At 39.6% G+C, this 18080-nt stretch carries 18 protein-coding genes; 7 read left to right on the top strand and 11 right to left on the bottom strand.

Annotated elements, in window-relative coordinates; all coding sequences use genetic code 11:
• Positions 1-15: 15 nt before the first annotated feature.
• Together ACOB80_RS08110 and ACOB80_RS08105 are read right to left on the bottom strand one after the other, a co-directional pair.
• Positions 16-1293: a YeaH/YhbH family protein gene (locus ACOB80_RS08110; protein WP_473165307.1), complete on the bottom strand. Its 1278-nt coding sequence runs from the start codon at positions 1291-1293 to the stop codon at positions 16-18.
• Positions 1294-1321: 28 nt separating this feature from the next.
• Positions 1322-3256, bottom strand: a complete 1935-nt coding sequence (locus ACOB80_RS08105; protein WP_473165306.1) for a PrkA family serine protein kinase — start codon at positions 3254-3256, stop codon at positions 1322-1324.
• Between the two features lie 307 nt (positions 3257-3563).
• Here ACOB80_RS08105 and ACOB80_RS08100 point away from each other — a divergent pair, with 307 nt between their 5' ends.
• A complete protein-coding gene (locus tag ACOB80_RS08100; protein WP_473165305.1) occupies positions 3564-4985 on the top strand; it encodes a GAF domain-containing sensor histidine kinase in 1422 nt (473 codons plus the stop codon).
• A 50-nt stretch (positions 4986-5035) separates the two neighbouring features.
• On the opposite strand, the gene sodB is transcribed toward ACOB80_RS08100, so the two are convergent.
• Positions 5036-5617, bottom strand: a complete 582-nt coding sequence (sodB, locus tag ACOB80_RS08095; RefSeq protein ID WP_473165304.1) for a superoxide dismutase [Fe] — start codon at positions 5615-5617, stop codon at positions 5036-5038.
• 262 nt (positions 5618-5879) lie between these two features.
• On the opposite strand from sodB, the gene ACOB80_RS08090 reads away from it, so the two are divergent.
• Entirely contained in the window at positions 5880-6224 is a 345-nt protein-coding gene (locus ACOB80_RS08090; RefSeq protein ID WP_473165303.1) for a Grx4 family monothiol glutaredoxin, read from the top strand.
• Positions 6225-6310: 86 nt separating this feature from the next.
• Positions 6311-6916: a peroxiredoxin gene (locus tag ACOB80_RS08085; RefSeq protein WP_473165302.1), complete on the top strand. Its 606-nt coding sequence runs from the start codon at positions 6311-6313 to the stop codon at positions 6914-6916.
• Between the two features lie 102 nt (positions 6917-7018).
• Here the strand turns inward: ACOB80_RS08085 and ACOB80_RS08080 are convergent, their stop codons facing one another.
• Positions 7019-7204 (bottom strand): hypothetical protein, encoded by a 186-nt coding sequence (locus ACOB80_RS08080; protein WP_473165301.1) that lies wholly within the window; start codon positions 7202-7204, stop codon positions 7019-7021.
• A 126-nt stretch (positions 7205-7330) separates the two neighbouring features.
• Here ACOB80_RS08080 and ACOB80_RS08075 point away from each other — a divergent pair, with 126 nt between their 5' ends.
• Positions 7331-8158 (top strand): formate dehydrogenase accessory sulfurtransferase FdhD, encoded by an 828-nt coding sequence (locus ACOB80_RS08075; RefSeq protein ID WP_473165300.1) that lies wholly within the window; start codon positions 7331-7333, stop codon positions 8156-8158.
• 13 nt (positions 8159-8171) lie between these two features.
• Here ACOB80_RS08075 and ACOB80_RS08070 read toward each other — a convergent pair whose 3' ends face one another.
• The 4 genes from ACOB80_RS08070 to ACOB80_RS08055 all read right to left on the bottom strand — a co-directional run bounded on the left by ACOB80_RS08070 (position 8172) and on the right by ACOB80_RS08055 (position 11876).
• A complete protein-coding gene (locus ACOB80_RS08070; RefSeq protein ID WP_473165299.1) occupies positions 8172-8561 on the bottom strand; it encodes a hypothetical protein in 390 nt (129 codons plus the stop codon).
• A gap of 113 nt (positions 8562-8674) precedes the next feature.
• Positions 8675-9535: an AraC family transcriptional regulator gene (locus ACOB80_RS08065; RefSeq protein WP_473165298.1), complete on the bottom strand. Its 861-nt coding sequence runs from the start codon at positions 9533-9535 to the stop codon at positions 8675-8677.
• A gap of 125 nt (positions 9536-9660) precedes the next feature.
• Positions 9661-11235, bottom strand: coding sequence for a cation:proton antiporter domain-containing protein (locus ACOB80_RS08060; protein ID WP_473165297.1), 1575 nt, complete (start codon positions 11233-11235; stop codon positions 9661-9663).
• Positions 11236-11243: 8 nt separating this feature from the next.
• Positions 11244-11876 carry an arylesterase gene (locus ACOB80_RS08055; RefSeq protein ID WP_473165296.1) on the bottom strand — a complete coding sequence of 211 codons (633 nt, stop codon included), beginning with the start codon at positions 11874-11876 and terminating at the stop codon, positions 11244-11246.
• On the opposite strand from ACOB80_RS08055, the gene ACOB80_RS08050 reads away from it, so the two are divergent.
• The 3 genes from ACOB80_RS08050 to ACOB80_RS08040 all read left to right on the top strand — a co-directional run bounded on the left by ACOB80_RS08050 (position 11875) and on the right by ACOB80_RS08040 (position 16384).
• Entirely contained in the window at positions 11875-12612 is a 738-nt protein-coding gene (locus tag ACOB80_RS08050; RefSeq protein ID WP_473165295.1) for an ABC transporter ATP-binding protein, read from the top strand. The genes ACOB80_RS08055 and ACOB80_RS08050 overlap by 2 nt on opposite strands.
• A gap of 5 nt (positions 12613-12617) precedes the next feature.
• On the top strand, positions 12618-15182 hold the full coding sequence (locus ACOB80_RS08045; RefSeq protein WP_473165294.1) for an ABC transporter permease: 2565 nt from the start codon (positions 12618-12620) through the stop codon (positions 15180-15182).
• 146 nt (positions 15183-15328) lie between these two features.
• Entirely contained in the window at positions 15329-16384 is a 1056-nt protein-coding gene (locus ACOB80_RS08040) for an AI-2E family transporter (RefSeq protein WP_473165293.1), read from the top strand.
• Between the two features lie 60 nt (positions 16385-16444).
• Here ACOB80_RS08040 and ACOB80_RS08035 read toward each other — a convergent pair whose 3' ends face one another.
• From ACOB80_RS08035 to ACOB80_RS08025, 3 genes are all read right to left on the bottom strand, one after another.
• On the bottom strand, positions 16445-16921 hold the full coding sequence (locus tag ACOB80_RS08035) for a DUF2947 family protein (protein WP_473165292.1): 477 nt from the start codon (positions 16919-16921) through the stop codon (positions 16445-16447).
• A gap of 117 nt (positions 16922-17038) precedes the next feature.
• Positions 17039-17371, bottom strand: a complete 333-nt coding sequence (locus ACOB80_RS08030; protein WP_473165291.1) for a ComEA family DNA-binding protein — start codon at positions 17369-17371, stop codon at positions 17039-17041.
• Positions 17372-17547: 176 nt separating this feature from the next.
• Positions 17548-18006, bottom strand: coding sequence for a methylglyoxal synthase (locus ACOB80_RS08025; RefSeq protein ID WP_473165290.1), 459 nt, complete (start codon positions 18004-18006; stop codon positions 17548-17550).
• Between the last annotated feature and the right edge of the window lie 74 nt (positions 18007-18080).

Raw genomic sequence — 18080 nt, 5'->3', positions numbered from 1 at the left:
ATATATCCTTCTAGGTTAAGCAACTTTCGCTGGATCTTTCTTGAACAGCTCTCGGAAAACAGGATAAATGTCTTCGACTGTCTTAATATGCTGCATGGCAAAATGCGCATTGGCTTTAGCCACGTTTTGATATTGATGCCAAAGGGTTTGATGGGGCCTTTGCGTGATTTCAATGTAGGAAAAAAAACGACTAACAGGCATAATTTTTTCCATCATTAATTGGTAACAGTAGGGCGAATCGTCTGCCCAATTGTCACCGTCTGAAGCTTGTGCACCATAGATATTCCAATCTCTCGGGTTATATCTGTCGTTTACAATATCTACCATAAGTTCAAGCGCACTGGATGCAATAGTGCCACCAGTTTCTTGAGAGTAGAAAAACTCTTGCTCATCGACTTCTTTCGCTTGTGTATGGTGTCGTATGTAAACAACATCTATGGTTTTATAAGTTCGAGTTAAGAATAAATACAACAAAATATAGAAGCGCTTGGCCATGTCTTTAGTGGCCTGATCCATTGAGCCAGACACGTCCATTAGACAAAACATGACAGCTTTCGAAGTTGGTACTGGCTGCTTAGCATAATTTCTAAAGCGTAAATCAAAGGTATCTATAAAGGGGACTTTGGCTATTTTCCCTTGTAGCTCTTCTATTTCAGCTAATAATTTCTTTTTCTTTTGCGCGTGATCATGTGGTGAACTTTCAAGCTCTTCAATAGCTTGCTGTAATTCTTTTAAATTTCGACGTTTTGATGCCGTCATCGCTATTCTACGCGCCACCGAGCCTTGCAGAGATTTAACGATATCAATATTGGCAGGAACCCCCTCAGCGCAATAACCTGCTCTAACCGTTTTGTAGTCAATGAGCTTATCAAGCTGGTTTTTTTCTAAGTTAGGGAGTTCTAAATCTTCAAATAAAAGGTTTAAGTACTCGTCTTTAGAAATTGAGAAAACAAAGTCATCTTCTCCTTCACCAGAATTACTTGCTTGCCCTTCGCCGCTACCTTGACCTCCTTGTTGAGGAGGGCGCTTTATTTTGTCACCGGCACTGTATTGATCATTGCCAGGGTGAACGCGATCGCGAATTCCTCCTTTTCCTTGATGAAATACAGGTTCAGACATATCCTTACGGGCGATAGAAACATTTTCGCCCGTTTCAGTATCAGTGACCGCACGCTTATTAATTGCACCTTCCACTGACTTTTTGATTTGCGACTTATAACGTCGAATAAAGCGTTGGCGATTAACCGTACTTTTATTCTTGCTGTTTAGCCTTCTGTCGATAAAATTTGCCATATATTACTGCCTCCATGTTAGTTACTGCCTAGGAGGATTTACGCACACGCAAATACCACTCAGATAAAAGCCTCACTTGTTTTTGCGTGTAGCCTTTACTCATCATACGTTCGACAAAATCATCATGTTTTTGTTGATCGTCTGTGGAAGTTTTGGTGTTAAACGAAATAACAGGAAGCAGATCTTCAGTGTTAGAGAACATTTTCTTCTCGATTACGGTTCTAAGCTTCTCGTAGCTTGTCCAATTCGGATTTTTACCGTTGTTATTCGCTTTTGCTCGTAAAACAAAATTAACGATTTCATTACGAAAATCTTTAGGGTTACTAATACCCGCAGGTTTTTCGATTTTTTCAAGCTCGTTGTTTAATGCTTCTCGGTCGAATAATTGACCGGTTTCTGCATCGCGATACTCTTGATCTTGAATCCAGAAATCTGCATAAGTAACGTACCTATCAAAAATATTTTGACCGTATTCAGAATATGACTCTAGGTAAGCTGTTTGAATTTCCTTGCCAATAAAGTCGATATATTGAGGAGTGAGGTACTCTTTAATAAACTGCAGATATCTATCAGACGTTTCTTGAGGCAATTGCTCACGTTCTATTTGCTGTTCCAATACATAGAATAGGTGCACTGGATTGGCTGCAACCTCCATATGATCAAAATTGAAAACTCGTGACAGAATCTTAAAGGCAAATCGAGTAGATAACCCTGACATTCCTTCATCTATTCCTGCATAGTCACGATACTCCTGGAACGACTTCGCTTTAGGATCGGTATCCTTTAAGCTTTCACCGTCATACACCCGCATTTTGGAGTAAATACTAGAATTTTCAGGGGCTTTTAACCGCGATAATACTGAAAATTGAGCAAGTATTTTTAATGTGTCAGGTGCACATTGTGCTTCAGCCAGTTCGCTGTTGTTGAGTAATTTTTCATAAATACGTACTTCTTCGGACGTTCGCATACAGTAGGGCACTTTAACGATGTATACACGATCTAAAAAGGCTTCGTTGTTTTTATTGTTTCTAAACGTTTGCCATTCAGACTCATTAGAGTGAGCTAGTAAAATGCCATCAAAAGGCAATGCCGATAGACCCTCTGTCGGGTTATAGTTACCTTCTTGAGTAGCCGTTAATAGTGGGTGCAACACTTTAATCGGCGCTTTGAACATTTCCACGAATTCCATAACACCTTGGTTAGCTCGACAAAGAGCGCCTGAATAGCTATAAGCGTCCGGATCGTTCTGTGCAAAGTGTTCTAGTTGACGGATATCCACTTTACCCACTAGCGAAGAAATATCTTGGTTGTTATCGTCACCAGGCTCTGTTTTCGCAATTGCTAGTTGATCTAGTATTGAAGGGTAGACTTTAACCACTTCAAATTTACTAATGTCACCTTTAAATTCATGCAGGCGCTTGGCAGCCCATGGAGACATAATGGTTTTGAGGTATCGCTCAGGAATGCCGTATTCTTCGTGTAGAATCTTGCCGTCGGCATTCTTATCGAATAGACAAAATGGATGATCATTTACTGGGCTTCTTTCGCCATTTGCACTTAGCACAAAAATGGGTTCTTGTTGCATTAAGGCTTTAAGCTTTTCTGCTAACGATGATTTACCGCCACCTACGGGGCCCAGTAAATACAATATTTGCTTCTGCTCTTCTAACCCTTGAGACGCATGGGTTAAGTAAGAAACAATTTGTTCAATAGCTTCTTCCATGCCATAAAATTCATCAAACGCAGGGTAGCGGGCGATTACTCGGTTAGAGAAAATCCGGCTAAGCCTTGGGTCGCTGGCGGTATCAACCATTTCTGGTTCGCCTATCGCTTTTAGGAGCCGCTCAGATGCACTTGCATACGCAAATTTATCCGTTTTACATAAATCGAGAAACTCTTGAACAGTGCAAGACTCTTCTTGTGACTGATCGTATCGAGATTGGTAGTGCTGAAAAATACTCATAACCGCCTCCTTAAAACAGAAACACCGTATTAAGCTGAGATGAAGTCGACAAAAGACGAGTTACGCAACTTTAATACTTTGTATATAGACCGAGAAACTGACCATCTTATTTATAAGCTTAGTTGGTATTTTAGATTTGCGTGATATTTATCAATAAATTTTTACATTATCTCTTTAAATAAATTGATAAAATTCCTTCGAACACATCAATTGAATAATGCATATTCGACTATCGTATAGTGGACAATTTCTAATAAATTGTTATACGTATATATGAGCGGTAAAAGATCAAAGACCAGATACTAAGATGAAAGACTCTCTAAAAGCGCCAAACGATATTCAAGCCCAAGTTGATTATTGGCAGAAATTGAGCGCCTTAGAAGAAGGACGAAACCAAGTATTGAAAATGGTTGCCTCTGGTGAACCATTGCAAGATGTATTAAATACCCTATGTCAAAAAGCGCAAATTTATAATCCTGAATTATTTTGCTCCATTCTTTTATTCAACGACCTTGAAAATACACTTCACCCAATAGCATCTGTCTCGTTGCCCGATTTTTACTGCCAAGCGCTAGATGGAGTTGTTGCAGGATTAGGGGTTGGTTCTTGTGGCACATCTGCTTTTACCAAAAAGCGTGTAATTGTTGAAGATATCAATACGCATCCCTATTGGGCGCAATATAAAGGGCTCGCACTACAAGCGGGCTTACAAGCGTGCTGGTCTGAGCCTATTATTGGTAAACACGGAAAAGTATTTGGCACCTTTGCTATCTATTACGGCGAGCCTAAAGCGCCAGATGAGGAAGATCTTAAATTTATTGAGTTGAGTGCAAACTTAGCTGCTGTTGTCTTTGAAAATGATTTAACGAGAACTCGTCTTTTAGAAGCAAATAATCAGCTAAACCTGACCATAGATGAAAGAAACCTAGAGTTAGCTGCCGCTAACAAAGAACTCGAATTGTTGATAAAAACGCAAGAAGAGAGCTACGTCAATAGCTTAAACAGCGAGAAATCAATGACCACTAATGCGCTACTTTGTGGATTTGCACACGAAATAAGCACACCTATTGGTACAGCGAAAATGGCTGTTAGCACCATTCGTGAAAAAATGGCAATTTTATCTGAGAAATTTAATGAAGGATCTTTGTCGAAAAAGGTATTTCAACAATATTTGAACGACGTATCACAACTCGTAAAGTTGAATCAAGAAGGACTGGATAAAGCAGAGTCTTTGCTAAATCAATTTAAAAGTGTCGATTCACAGTTAGTTAATAATCCTGTCGAATCTATCGATTTAGCCGAATTTATGCAGGAAGTGAAAAATAGTGTAAGTGGAGTGCTGGGCAGTCATCAGCTTTCAATTGATGTTGCGCCAAATATCAACATTAAGGTGATTAAAGAAAGTTTATGGCAGGTATTATATCAACTTATTGAAAACTCAGTTATTCATGGCTTTAAAACGATTGATTGCGGCACCATCCAAATTACCGCTATGGTTAAGGACAACTCACTTTACATTGATTATCAAGATGATGGCATTGGTTTAGATGAAGAGGGACAACAAAAGTTATTTGAGCCTTTTTATACCAATAAAAGAGCGAAGAAAAATTTAGGGTTAGGGCTAACCATGGTCGTTAATCTTTTAAACAATGTTTTGCATGGAAAAATTTCTTTAATGCCATCTCCGCTTGGTGTTCGTTATGAGATAGTGCTACCGGCATCAACTTAAGGCATAAAAAAACCAGAGCTTAGCTCTGGTTTTCTTCAATTACTTATTGATTAAGCGAAGTTTGCAGATGCAAATTCCCAGTTAATCAAAGCCCAGAAAGCTTCCATGTAGCTTGGGCGTAAGTTACGGTAATCGATGTAGTACGCGTGTTCCCATAAATCAACAGTCATTAAAGGAGTTACGCCATCTTCAGTAAGTGGAGTTGCAGCGTTAGAAGTGTTTACAATGTCTACACCGCCATCAGCTGTTTTTACTAACCAAGTCCAGCTTGAACCAAAGTTGTTTACTGCTTTGTCGTTGAAAGCCGCTTTAAAGTCAGCAAATGAACCGAATTTTGCGTTGATAGCATCAGCTAACGCACCTGAAGGCTCACCACCACCATTTGGGCTTAAGCTGTTCCAGTAGAACGTGTGGTTCCAAATTTGCGCTGCGTTGTTGAAAACACCGCCGTCTGAGCTTTTGATGATATCTTCTAAAGATTTACCTTCAAAGTCTGTACCTTCGATTAAACCATTTAGCTTAACAACATAAGTGTTGTGATGCTTGCCGTAGTGAAATTCTAAAGTTTCTTGTGAAATATGTGGTGCAAGTGCATCCATCGCATATGGTAAAGCTGGTAATTCAATAGCCATTTATATTCTCCAGGAATTGATTAGATAAATTTATTTTGCCCTAAAACAAATTTGATGTTTTGAATTTTTAATAATCCGAGTAAACTACTCAGGTATTTTAAAACTATGCATAGTGTACTCGAATTTATAGGTATTGCTAGCCCATTTATCAAGGCTAAGCTCTTTTATTTAAATATTTTTTATTATTAGATGTGCCAGCATTGAATAATAAAGTACACGTCCCCATTAAAGGGCAATGTAGCGACTTATTATTGAGGTAAAAATGGAAACTGTTGAACGTATCAAACAGCAAATCGCAGAAAATAGTATTCTTTTATATATGAAAGGTTCACCGAAGCTACCTAATTGTGGTTTTTCGGCACAGGCGTCTCAAGCGTTAATGTCGTGCGGTGAAAAATTTGCCTATGTAGATATTCTGCAAAACCCAGACATACGTGCTGAGCTGCCAATTTACGCAGACTGGCCGACTTTTCCTCAGTTATGGGTTGAAGGTGAGTTAATCGGTGGTTGTGACATTATTTTAGAAATGTTCCAGCAAGGTGAACTTCAGCCATTAGTAAAAGAAGCAGCAGAAAGAGCGGCTGCGAACGAAGATTCTGAAAAATAATTTAAACCTTGAGTTGAAATTACCCGTAGTGCCTCAATAATTATTGGGGTATTACCAACACACATATAAAACATTTGGAGAATAAAATGAGTGTATTAGTGGGCCGTCCGGCACCGGACTTTACAGCTGCAGCAGTACTTGGTAGTGGTGAAATCGTAGATAGCTTCACGTTATCTGAAGCAATTAAAGGCAAAAAAGCGGTTGTATTTTTCTATCCTTTAGACTTTACATTTGTTTGTCCATCAGAGCTTATTGCTTTTGATCACCGTATGGAAGAATTCAAGAGCCGTGGCGTTGAAGTAATTGGTGTTTCTATCGATTCTCAATTCTCTCACAACGCATGGCGTAACACGCCAGTAAACGAAGGTGGTATTGGTCCAGTTCAATACACTCTAGTTGCTGACGTTAAACATGAAATCTGTCAAGCATACGACGTTGAGCACCCAGAAGCTGGTGTTGCTTTCCGTGGTTCTTTCTTAATTGATGAAGAAGGTAACGTTCGTCACCAAGTAGTTAACGACTTACCATTAGGTCGTAACGTTGATGAAATGTTACGTATGGTAGATGCACTTTCTTTCCACCAAGAGCACGGCGAAGTATGTCCAGCTGGTTGGAACAAAGGTGACAAAGGTATGACAGCTTCTCCAGACGGCGTTGCTTCTTACCTTACTGATAACGCTGAACAGCTTTAATTTTGGTGCACGTCTTTGAATCGCAAAGACAGCATTAAAAAAAGTTAATAAAATCCGACGCTGATGTGTCGGATTTTTTTTGTCAGCTAAAATTGAATAGTGCTAAATCAATACGACTTCGATAGACTTGTCTAACTCTTTTTCAACCCAAATCGCCGCCATTTCCACTGAACCAAAATTACGTTCTAGCTGTGAGGTAGCAAGCTTTTTGGACTTTGCTAATTTGGGGTCAGTACTACTGGCTAAAAATAACCAAGTTTGAATAAGGGAAAGAGGGTAGGTTTTCATATACTGCTTCCTTGCTGTAACTGCTTTGAACGAGCTAATTATAGCAAAGAATACGCAAGTGCAAGTCAATATTAACGCGTATTAGGCGATACGCTATTTTTAGTTAACCTGTGATATATTAGGACAATGACAAGAAAAGTTATCAAATCAGTTCCGCGCATTAAATTTAATGGTAACCAGCGTCAGCTGTTAACTGATTCCGTGTCAGTTGAACAAGCGCTAACTATTAAAGTTACTCAAGAAGGAACCGTTGACTTTCAAGTGCTTGCAATCACTATGCATACGCCTAGTGATACTATTTCTCTTGCCACTGGCTATTTAGTCTATCTAGGGGTTTTAATTGATGACCATGACTTAGTGTCGAGTGAACTAAGTGATGACAGCAGCACTTGTTACTTCACTTTATCTCAAGCGTCTTTTCAAAGAATAGAGACTGGTACAAAAGCACACTTAAACTTAAGTAGTTGCGGTGTGTGTGGCACCACTAACGCGAATCGCTTAGCAATTTCACCTCAGCAGCCACTTAATCAAGAAAAAGAATGGCTCAAGCCGGAAACGGTTGTATCAATAACAGAGAAGCTTTCTGAATATCAAGCTCAGTTTAAGGTAACCGGTGGCTTGCATGGCGTTGCTATTTTCGATGCCACAACTAAGTTACTTAGCTTCGCTGAAGATATTGGTAGACACAATGCTTTTGATAAAGCGATAGGGCAGCTATATAGCGATAAAATACTGAACACAACTAATGAAAACCGTTTAGCGGTTTTATCAAGTCGAATAAGCTTTGAAATGGTACAAAAAGCCCTTATGGCAAATATCAATGTGTTAATTGCCATTGGTTCACCTTCTCAGCTAGCGATTCAATTAGCTCAAGCACACCAGCTTACCTTAATCGCTTTTTCACGTGATAACAGCTTTAGCGTTTACCATGGTGAATCGCGCCTCGTTCGATAACCTTTAGTTTGTGCTAATGAGCTAGTTGTAATTGATGCTCGAGCCAGATTTTTGCTTTTTGGTAGCCTAGCATTAAACCTGAGAATTGTTTGATATTCCAGTTATCTACGGTTCGAATAGTAGCGATTCTTTGCGTCGACAATTGTGCCGATGGATGGTAATTAACCACCGCCAACGCCTTTATGTTTTCTAAAGAGCCAATACTTAGTTGTGCCTCGTAAGTATATGAGTAATTGTTAATTCTATTTATTAATAGGCCAAATGGCCTAGGGAAGTGGGCCTGTAAAAACGACTCATATTCTTCTACCATTTCAAGAGTCATTACTACATCGTTATCTACGATTACCTCAGCAATATCGTCAGAAAGCTTTCTGATTGCTCCAAAACTCAACCAATACAACATGTTAAATTCCTTGCAGCTAGTACAACTTAACTATAGTTGTTATTCACGCTTTTGCTTGGCCTAGTTAAAAATAATTGAAGCAATCAGTAGTCAATAGGTGGATATATAGGCGCCTATTTAAGTGCGACTAAAATGTTAAATTGCTGTTGGTGCATGGCAACTTCGGGATAAAAGCGCAATCGTTCCACAATACAAGGGAAGTCTAGCGGCTGATAATTTGATTCAGGTAGCCATTCTGAATAAATAAAATCAATAGCTTCTGACATGGATTGCTCAGAGCCTTCTACTTCAATTGATGCGTAAAGACCCGCAGGAATGTCTTGGGTGAATATATTAAAATCTGCGTTGTTAACTTCTACGTTGGTACTTGCGCCAATATCAAATTGAAAGTCGACCGGTTCGCAATCTCGTGGATCTTGATATAAAAAGTTAAAAGTTCGCGAAACGCTAGGTGGCGTGTGATTAGCTTGTCGCCAGTTAATAAAGTGTTGCACACTTCGCATTAGTCCTTGTGCAGGCCCTTTGTGGCGATAGCATGCAACTTTTACCGCAGCTAATTCTGAAACGGTAACTTGGTATTTATATTCGTTAGTTGAATTATTCATTACGGGTGTCCCTTTTTGATAAATCTCGTGAACAAGAGCGAGTAACTTTTCTCGATCTTTTTGTAGTTTTTTAGGTGACAAACCATAAGCTTTCACTAATGCGCGAGCTAAAGACTCAGGGTATTCATAGCCGCTATCAAAGGCAATATTAATAACACTTTTGAATGGGCGTGTTGCAAGAGACACAGCCGCTTTTTCCAAACGGCACTGCTGGACAAACTGTTTGATAGGTTGGCCAAAATGCTTTTTGAAAAGTCGATGTAAATAAAACGGAGATATGCCCGAAACTTTACTTAAACTGTCTAGCGTTAATGGCTGATCTAGATTTTCTAGTATATAGATGAGTAAATTGTCGAGTTTTTCTTGCATGCTTTAGCTAAAACCAATTTAATGCAACTGGTATAAGTTATGGTTTGTGTAATGAATATAACAGCGCAAAAATAACCAAACCTGACCAGTCTTGCTTTTTCAATAGATTCTTTGGAAAAGCGTCATTAAGACGCTTTTTTAGCAAAGAGTTCGGCGCTTTCCTCTGCAAAACCAACACCAGCTTCGTTATAAAAGTTAAATACTTTGTCGACACCGTAAGCTTCTAGTGCTTCTCTATCATCATCAAACCGTGCAATTGCCGCTATTTTTCCTTGGTATTTAGAATGTTTCAATTGATCGGTAATACTCATAATATCTTGGACAGAAGGTAGGGCAAGCATGGCAAGTTCAATTTTTGATACATCGATATTTTCCCAAAAATCGGCATCTTCTGCGTCACCATAATAAGCTTGAACACCTTGTTCTTGTAGCCAGTTGATTTTGTTTCGGTCGGTATCTAATCCCCAGGCCTGGTTAGGTAATTGATTGTCTAGAGCATTATAGGCACCCATGCCAACGCGTCCCATACCAATAATAACAATAGGCGCGTTGCAAGGCTGAGTAAACACATCTTCTGCTAGCTTGGTTTCGTTCTGGAACTTTTTCAAGTATTCCTTGTGCTTTGAATAAAAAGCATGAGCGTTGTTATATAGTATGTTTGTCATAACAAACGACAGCGAAACACTAATGGCAAGAATGACTAGCCAATCGGTACTTAGCCAACCTGACTTAACACTCAAAGATGCAACGATTAAACCAAATTCACTAAAATTAGCTAACCCTAAAGACGCTAGAAAAGCCGTTCTTGCCCTTAGTTTTAACGCAATAAATAGGAAAAAGAACATTAAGAACTTAATCGGTAGTAACAGAGTAATTAAAACAGCGATAAATAACATGTCTAGAGTTGGTAAAGCTTCTAAACCGATCGACAAGAAAAAGCCAATCAAGAATATGTCTTTAAAGCTCAACAATGACTTGGTAATTTCGCTCGCCTTGGTATGGCTGGCAAAATACATTCCAGCTAACAGGGCACCTAAATCACCTTTAATATTAACAAGCTCGAACAATTCATAAGCGCCAAAGGCGACAAAAAAACCGGCAAGAGGTATTAACTCGCCGTGACCAGCTCGGGTAATAGCAGAAAACAAGATAGGTTTTAATGGAATAAAACCCAGTAATAATAATGCCCAAGGGCTTGGTAACTTGCCTGTTGCTGCAACTAAGAAACAAACAGCAACGATATCTTGCATAACTAAAATACCAATGGCGAGTTTACCGTGGCGAGTTCGCATTTCACCATGATCTTCCAACAGCTTAACAACACATACGGTGCTACTAAAAGACAGGGCGAAAACGATTAATAGCGTTGTTTCTAGTGATAAAGATGAAAACTTATAAATACCAATCGCTGCTATCACTTTAAAAGCAACAACACCTACCAATAGCCAAATCGACGTATGAGATAAGCTTCCTATCCAAACTTCCTTCTTGGTAATGTCTTTAATGTTTAGCTTTAAACCTATGGTAAAAAGCATCAAAGTAATACCTAAATCGGCTAACGTGGTGATGGCACTGTCAGATTGGTATCCAGCAAAATGCAATATAAAACCAGCCGCTAAGTAACCTATTGAAGGTGGTAAATTTACCGACTTTAACAACAGCCCGAATATGAAGGCAGATAAAATCCAGATAAAATCCATGAGCTACTTTATTCTCCCGCTTGTTTTTGCCAAACAGATTTTACATGTTCAAGCATATATTCAGCGATGATTGGTTGCGCTTTTTCATTAGGGTGAATACCGTCTTTCATCATCAGTTCCGGATCGAGTGCTACTTGTTCCATAAAAAACGGTAACAGTGTCGCGCTGGTTTCTTTTGCGACATCTTGGAAAACTTGCTCAAACATTTTGTTATAGCGAGGCCCGTAATTAGGTGTGATTTTTATCTGCATGATCGAGACTGGGATGTTATGCGTATTAGCTATCTCTATCATTTGTAACAAATTATGTTTTATGGCTTTCGGATTGTAGCCCCTTAGTCCATCATTACCACCAAGCTCGATGATAAGGTGATCCACTTTTTTCTCAGCGAGTAAGCCAGGTAAGCGGGCTAGGCCGCCACTGGTGGTTTCTCCGCTGACGCTAGCATTAATGATAGTGAAATTAGCTTTGGTCGAGGCGAGTTGTTTATTTAAAATAGATACCCAGCCTTGCTCTTGCGTCATACGATATGCAGCGCTTATGCTATCACCTAAGAGTAAAATGGACTTTTGTGCTAACGCTTGTTGGCTAAAAGTTATCATCAAAAACATTAACAATGCGATATATGGGTATTTCTTCATGAAGTTAAATTCCGACACTATATTAACGGTAAAATCACTGACCAAATCAGTTAAGTTAGAAGATAAGTCCTTAGCGCTGCTTCAACCTACTGACCTAACAGTTCATGCTGGCGAGACGTTAGCGATTGTTGGTTCTTCCGGCTCAGGAAAAACAACGTTGCTTTCTATTTTAGCAGGCTTGGACATTCCAACGTCAGGTGAAGTGTATCTCAAAACCCACGCTTTGCACCAGTTAAACGAAGAACAACGCAGCCAAGTTCGCGCGCAACATGTTGGATTTATCTTTCAACAGTTTCTATTAGTTAACAGTTTGACTGCATTAGAAAATGTAATGCTGCCAGCGGAACTTGCTAACACCCCAGATGCCTTAGAACGAGGCAAACAACTATTAGAGCAAGTAGGACTTGGTGATCGCTTAGATCACTACCCATCGCAATTATCTGGCGGTGAACAACAAAGGGTGGCAATAGCACGCGCCTTTATTACAAAACCAGACATATTGTTTGCCGATGAACCAACGGGCAACTTAGATACACGTACTGGCCAACATGTTACTGAGCTACTGTTTCAATTAAATGAAGAGTCAGGAACTACATTGGTATTAGTGACACACGATCCAAAACTTGCTGCCAAATGTCAAAGGCAATTAGAAATGGACAGCGGTGTGTTAGCTACGGCAAGTGAAACAAGCGACTTTGTTGCTCACGACCCTGAGCCAGTGGCGAGCATGGGGTAAATATAGTGACTTCGAATACATGGTTTAAACAGTCGCTGCGTTTGCTTGATCATGAGCTTAGGCGTGGTGAACTGACAATAATATTTCTCGCTATCGTATTAGCGGTAGCTACGGTTTTTTCCTTATCTGGCTTTTCAGGGCAGATTAAGCACGTCATTATTGCTAATAGTACTAATACCATTGCCGCTGACAGGGTACTAAGCCTTTACAAACCTATAGATCAAAACATTTCTGATAAAGCTGCAGAAATGTCGTTGGACATGGTGGAAAAAATCCAAACGGATTCTATGGTATTTGCTGGCGACAGAATGTTGTTAAGCGAACTTGATGCGGTGTCTGAAAAATATCCGCTTCGCGGAGAATTAACAGTTAAACGCTCTATAGAGCAAGCTACCCCTGAGTTAGCAAATGCGCCTGAGCCGGGAACCGTTTGGGTAGAGCGCAGCGTGTTAAGTCGTTTGAATGTTAATATTGGTGACTCTATCGATGTCGGCATGGCAACGCTTAAAATAGCCGGTATTTCCGTCGATATTCCTGATAGAAGTTATCGTGTATTAGTGGCTGGCCCGTCTATCCTAATGAACGTCGCTGATATTCCTGCAACAGAGCTTGTTCAACCAGGTAGTCGCTTAGGCTATAAATACCTTTTTGCGGGTGACACGAGCGATATAGAAGCGTTTGAAGAGTGGCTTGAACCACAACTTAACGACAGCCAATATTGGTATGACGCAAAGCGTGCGCAAAATCGCTTATCGTCAACGTTAGACAGTGCAGAACGCTTTTTGTCATTAGCGAGTATGTTGGGCATTGTGTTAGCAGCTGTTGCTGTAGCGGTTGCAAGTCGTCGATATGGTCAACGTCATCAATCAGTTGTCGCAGTGTTTAGAGCTTTGGGTGCAACGTTATCTCATGTTAGAAAGCTGTATTGTTTACATTGGACACTGCTAAGTGTTATCAGTATTTCAGTGGGTTTGTTGTTAGGTTACCTGCTTCTTTTAGCTGGGGAGACAGCAATTAAACAGTACCTTTCGTTGGCTAATGCTCCTCTAACAATTACCCCGTTTTTAACGGCAGTTGCTACGGGCTTAATTTGTGCGATAGCGTTTGCTATATACCCAATTAAAGAGCTAGTTAATACCTCACCTCTTTCAGTTATCCGTGGTTTTACTAACAAAGAGTGGGGCAAGTTCGGTTGGCATCAAGTTGTGCCTTTAGTTGCTTTGTTCTCATTGCTGTATATGTTCTCGCAAGACTTAAAAATGAGCTTGGCATTATTAGCGGGTGGCCTTTTAGTGTCTGCCATTTTATTAGTGATTGGTCGTTTGATCATGAGTGCAGGTCGCTCTGTAGGTAGTAAAGCAGGCCAATCTTGGATGCTAGCTATTGCCAACTTAAAAAGACGGGCAAGTGAAAACAGCGTACAGCTTGTTAGCTTTACTATCGCGATTAAATTATTACTGCTAATTACGGTAATGAAGTCTTCATTAATTTCAGAGTGGGAAGGGCAGTTTCCTGAAGACACGCCAAATCAGTACTTAGTCAATATCACTAAAGAACAAGTGCCTGAGCTACAAAAATTTACTGAAGAGTTCAATATTCCTAACCGTGGTTTTTATCCTGTGTTAAATGGTCGTTTGGCGGCAATTAATGGCGAGATTACCATTGATATGGATGATCGCGATGATGAAGGTGAAGAAGAAAGTTCTGCCAAAGAAAGCGTTACTGAAGATGAAAATGGCGAAGAGAAGAAAGAAGGTCGTCGAGGTATGGGCCGAGAACTTGGCTTAACGTGGCGCAATGAAATTCCTAATGAAAATGAAATCGTAGAAGGTAGCTGGTGGACACCGGAAGATAGAGAACCACAAGTATCGGTTTCTAAAGGTGTTGCTGAAAGGTTAGAAATTAAACTTGGTGATACACTAACCTTTAATATCGGTGGACGAGAAGTTACAGTGCCGGTGACTAGTATTCGTAAAGTGAATTGGCAGACTCGTCAGTTGAACTTTATTATGATATTTAACGAAGGCGCGCTAAATGACTTTCCTTCAACGTCGATATCAGCGTGGAATGTGGGCCCTGAAAGCAAAGATGACTTCTATCAATTGTTAGCGCGTTTTCCAACGATTTCTTTTATCGACTTTGAAGCGATAATGAATCAGTTAAAGGACATGATAGAGCAAGTAACGGTTGCTATAGAACTTATTCTTATCCTAGTCGTTTTAGCGGGTAGTTTAGTTTTGGTTGCTCAAGTACAAGCAAGTATGGAAGAGCGCGAACGAGAGCTCGCCATTTTACGTACACTTGGAGCGAAAGGTAGCTTACTGAGAAATAGTATCTTGTTTGAATTTGTTGCGCTTGGCGCAATAGCAGGCTTAATGGCGAGTATTGGTATGGAAATCGGTGTTTATATTCTGCAAACACAAAGTTTTAAAATGGAAGGCAGTTTCCACTTTAGCTATTGGTTAGTGGGCATTCTTTCTGGTGCAGCCTTTGTCGGCACTATTGGCATGCTTAGCTGCTGGCGTTTACTTAACTTAACCAGTGTTACTTTGATCAGACGCACCATGTAGTTTTTATCAAATGTGATATAAAACGCTCGTTTCCTTTAAGGTTCGGGCGTTTTTTATTTCATAAATATCAATACTTTTTTTCTATTTTTAGATATCCTTTAACTATCTAGATAATAAGAAAACTATTACTGTAGGTATTAATTTCTATGGGTATTAATCAAAATGCTACCGGTGTTTTAAAGGCACTTGTGGTGACAGCTTCGTTGTTTATTGTGTTAGCAGGTGTAAAAACCGCTGCTAACATTCTCGTTCCTTTTCTCCTTGCCACTTTTATTGCCATTATTTGTAATCCGTTGGTGACTAAAATGGGGCAGTACCGAATTCCTAAAGGGGTTGCTGTTTTAGCGGTAATTATTCTGTTTCTAACCGTGGTTCTATCACTTGCTGGCTTGGTAGGTAAAAGCTTAACAGAGCTTTCTGCGTTAATGCCTGAATATCGAGAGCAATTAAAAGAGCAGTTTGCTTGGGCGGTGGAAAAACTGGCTTCTTATAATATTGTTTTATCTTCTGCGTTAATAACCGAGCACTTTGATCCATCAGCAGCTATGGGCTTAGCGGCTGATATGTTAAGTGGTTTAGGTAATATGATGGCGAATCTGTTTCTTATTATTCTAACAGTCGTTTTTATGCTGTTCGAAGCGTCAAGTTTGCCGAAAAAGCTTCATGTGGCCATGGACGATCCTGAAATGCGTTTGCGCCAAATCGATAAGTTTTTATCGTCGGTAAATAATTACCTAGCCATCAAAACCTTAGTGAGTATTGCGACAGGTGCTATTGTGTCAATCATGCTTTGGGCATTTGGGTTGGACTTTCCACTGTTATGGGGGGTACTAGCCTTTTTACTTAATTACATTCCTAACATCGGTTCTATTATTGCGGCGGTTCCTGCTATGTCACTGGCTATTTTACAACTAGGCGCGCCACAAGCAGGTTTAATTGGCTTGGGTTATCTTGTCATTAATACCGTGATGGGTAATATGGTAGAGCCTCGCTATATGGGCAGAGGATTAGGCCTTTCCACGCTAGTCGTTTTCTTATCTTTGATTTTCTGGGGCTGGTTGTTAGGCACAGTTGGCATGTTACTTTCTGTACCACTAACGATGATCATAAAAATAGCGCTAGAAAACTCAGCAGAAGGTCGTTGGTTAGCTGTATTGTTATCCGGCGAAGAAGATTTAGATGATAAAGAAAAAGCGAGCTAATTAAGCTCGCCTTCAATTGAGCAGGTTTATAGAGATAGCAGGTGTTAACAGAAAGCTAGTTTAGTTTGGTTTAACACCTGTTTTGCATTGACCTGTTGAGAAAAATTGCACGACTTCCTTACGTTTTTTACCTAATAAAAAACAACCATCATCTACGAATAGAAAATTTTTCCAATGGGCTTTAAATACTTTCCACGTGGTTTCTATCGCCATTTTGCGGTTGATTACGTAATATACAGTTGTATTATCTTCCCAATTAATATGATCGGTAATAGCTTTTGGTAAGGTTGGCTCATCACCTTCCCAACGACTTTCCCATGCTAGTTCTACTAACCAACTTTGCTCTTGCAATGGCCAGTCATGTTTGGTGAATTGATCTGAAAAATTAGCTTCTTTACTTATAAAAGTATCCCACAAGGTGCTTGAACGTTCTTCTGACATCGGCTTGATTTGAGGCATCAATTCAGCAGGTACAGGCATACTTTGATGCCTAAAAATCCATGCGTACTTAAATTGTTCAAGAGGGATATGTGACATTAATAAAACTATATTACGCTAAAAAAGCGCAAGTATAGCAGGGCGGTGTATAAGGACAAAGACTTTTGAACTAGCCTATGTCCTTTATTGTGAACAGAGAACAGCGAGTAACAGTCTCTATAACGAAATACGGTTTTCGTTTTGCTTTAAGATCTTTTCACCAATACCTTTCACATTTAATAAGTCTTCAGCAGAAGTGAATTTACCGTAAAATTCTCGGTACTCAACAATTGCTTCGGCTTTCTTTTTACCTACACCAGAAAGTTGAGTTAACAGTTCAACATCAGCAGAGTTAATATTCACAGATTCGATAACTTGCTTAGTGTCAGCAGATTGTGACGTACTTACTGAACTTTCTGCTTTGTTTGATTGGGTATTTTCCATGGCTAAGCTTGAGCCAGAAAGTGCAAATGAACTGATGGTTAACAGTGAAAGTAATGTTTTTTTCATGGGTATCTTCCTTAATAAATTTCAAAAAAATGTTGTCCTGCTTTTCCAATAAAACAGCCTGTTAAAAGGGCGACAACGAGTTTAGCTTGAATGAATTAGAGAAAAGTGCCAGAAAAAAAGGTTGTAAAAACATTGTGATTTTCACAACCTGATTTAACTGATTACTTATGAGGAAGTTAAACTTTTCTACCTTCTAAATAGGCTTGGTAATCAGGGATTTCACGTTGATAGCTTTTATCAAATAATTCTGAATGAATAAGAAAGTCGGCACTTGCGATGTTACATGCAACAGGAATATTCCAAACAGCGGCTAAGCGTAATAACGCCTTAACGTCAGGGTCGTGAGGCTGTGCTTGTAATGGATCCCATAGAAAAATCATCATGTCTAACTTTTGTTCGGTAATTAATGCACCAATTTGCTGATCGCCACCTAAAGGACCACTGATAAGTTTGTCTATGGTTAACCCTGTTTGTTTTTCGATATGTAAGCCTGTAGTGCCTGTGGCAAATAAATCATGGGCGATTAAACTTTCTTTATGCTTGATGCACCAATCAATTAACCTAGTTTTCATATTATCGTGAGCAACTAAGGCGATAGATTTTTTGGGTGAGCATTCAATTGTTTTGTGTTGCATGAAGTTGTCGCTAGGTTGATTCATCAGTATAGCTAGCCTATCATTGTTTTTACTTGTACAGGTCATACCTGTTG

The sequence above is a fragment of the Thalassotalea coralli genome, assembly GCF_055786205.1.
The sequence above is the reverse complement of the archived record's forward strand: the minus strand, read 5'-3'. Positions and strand labels throughout refer to the sequence as shown.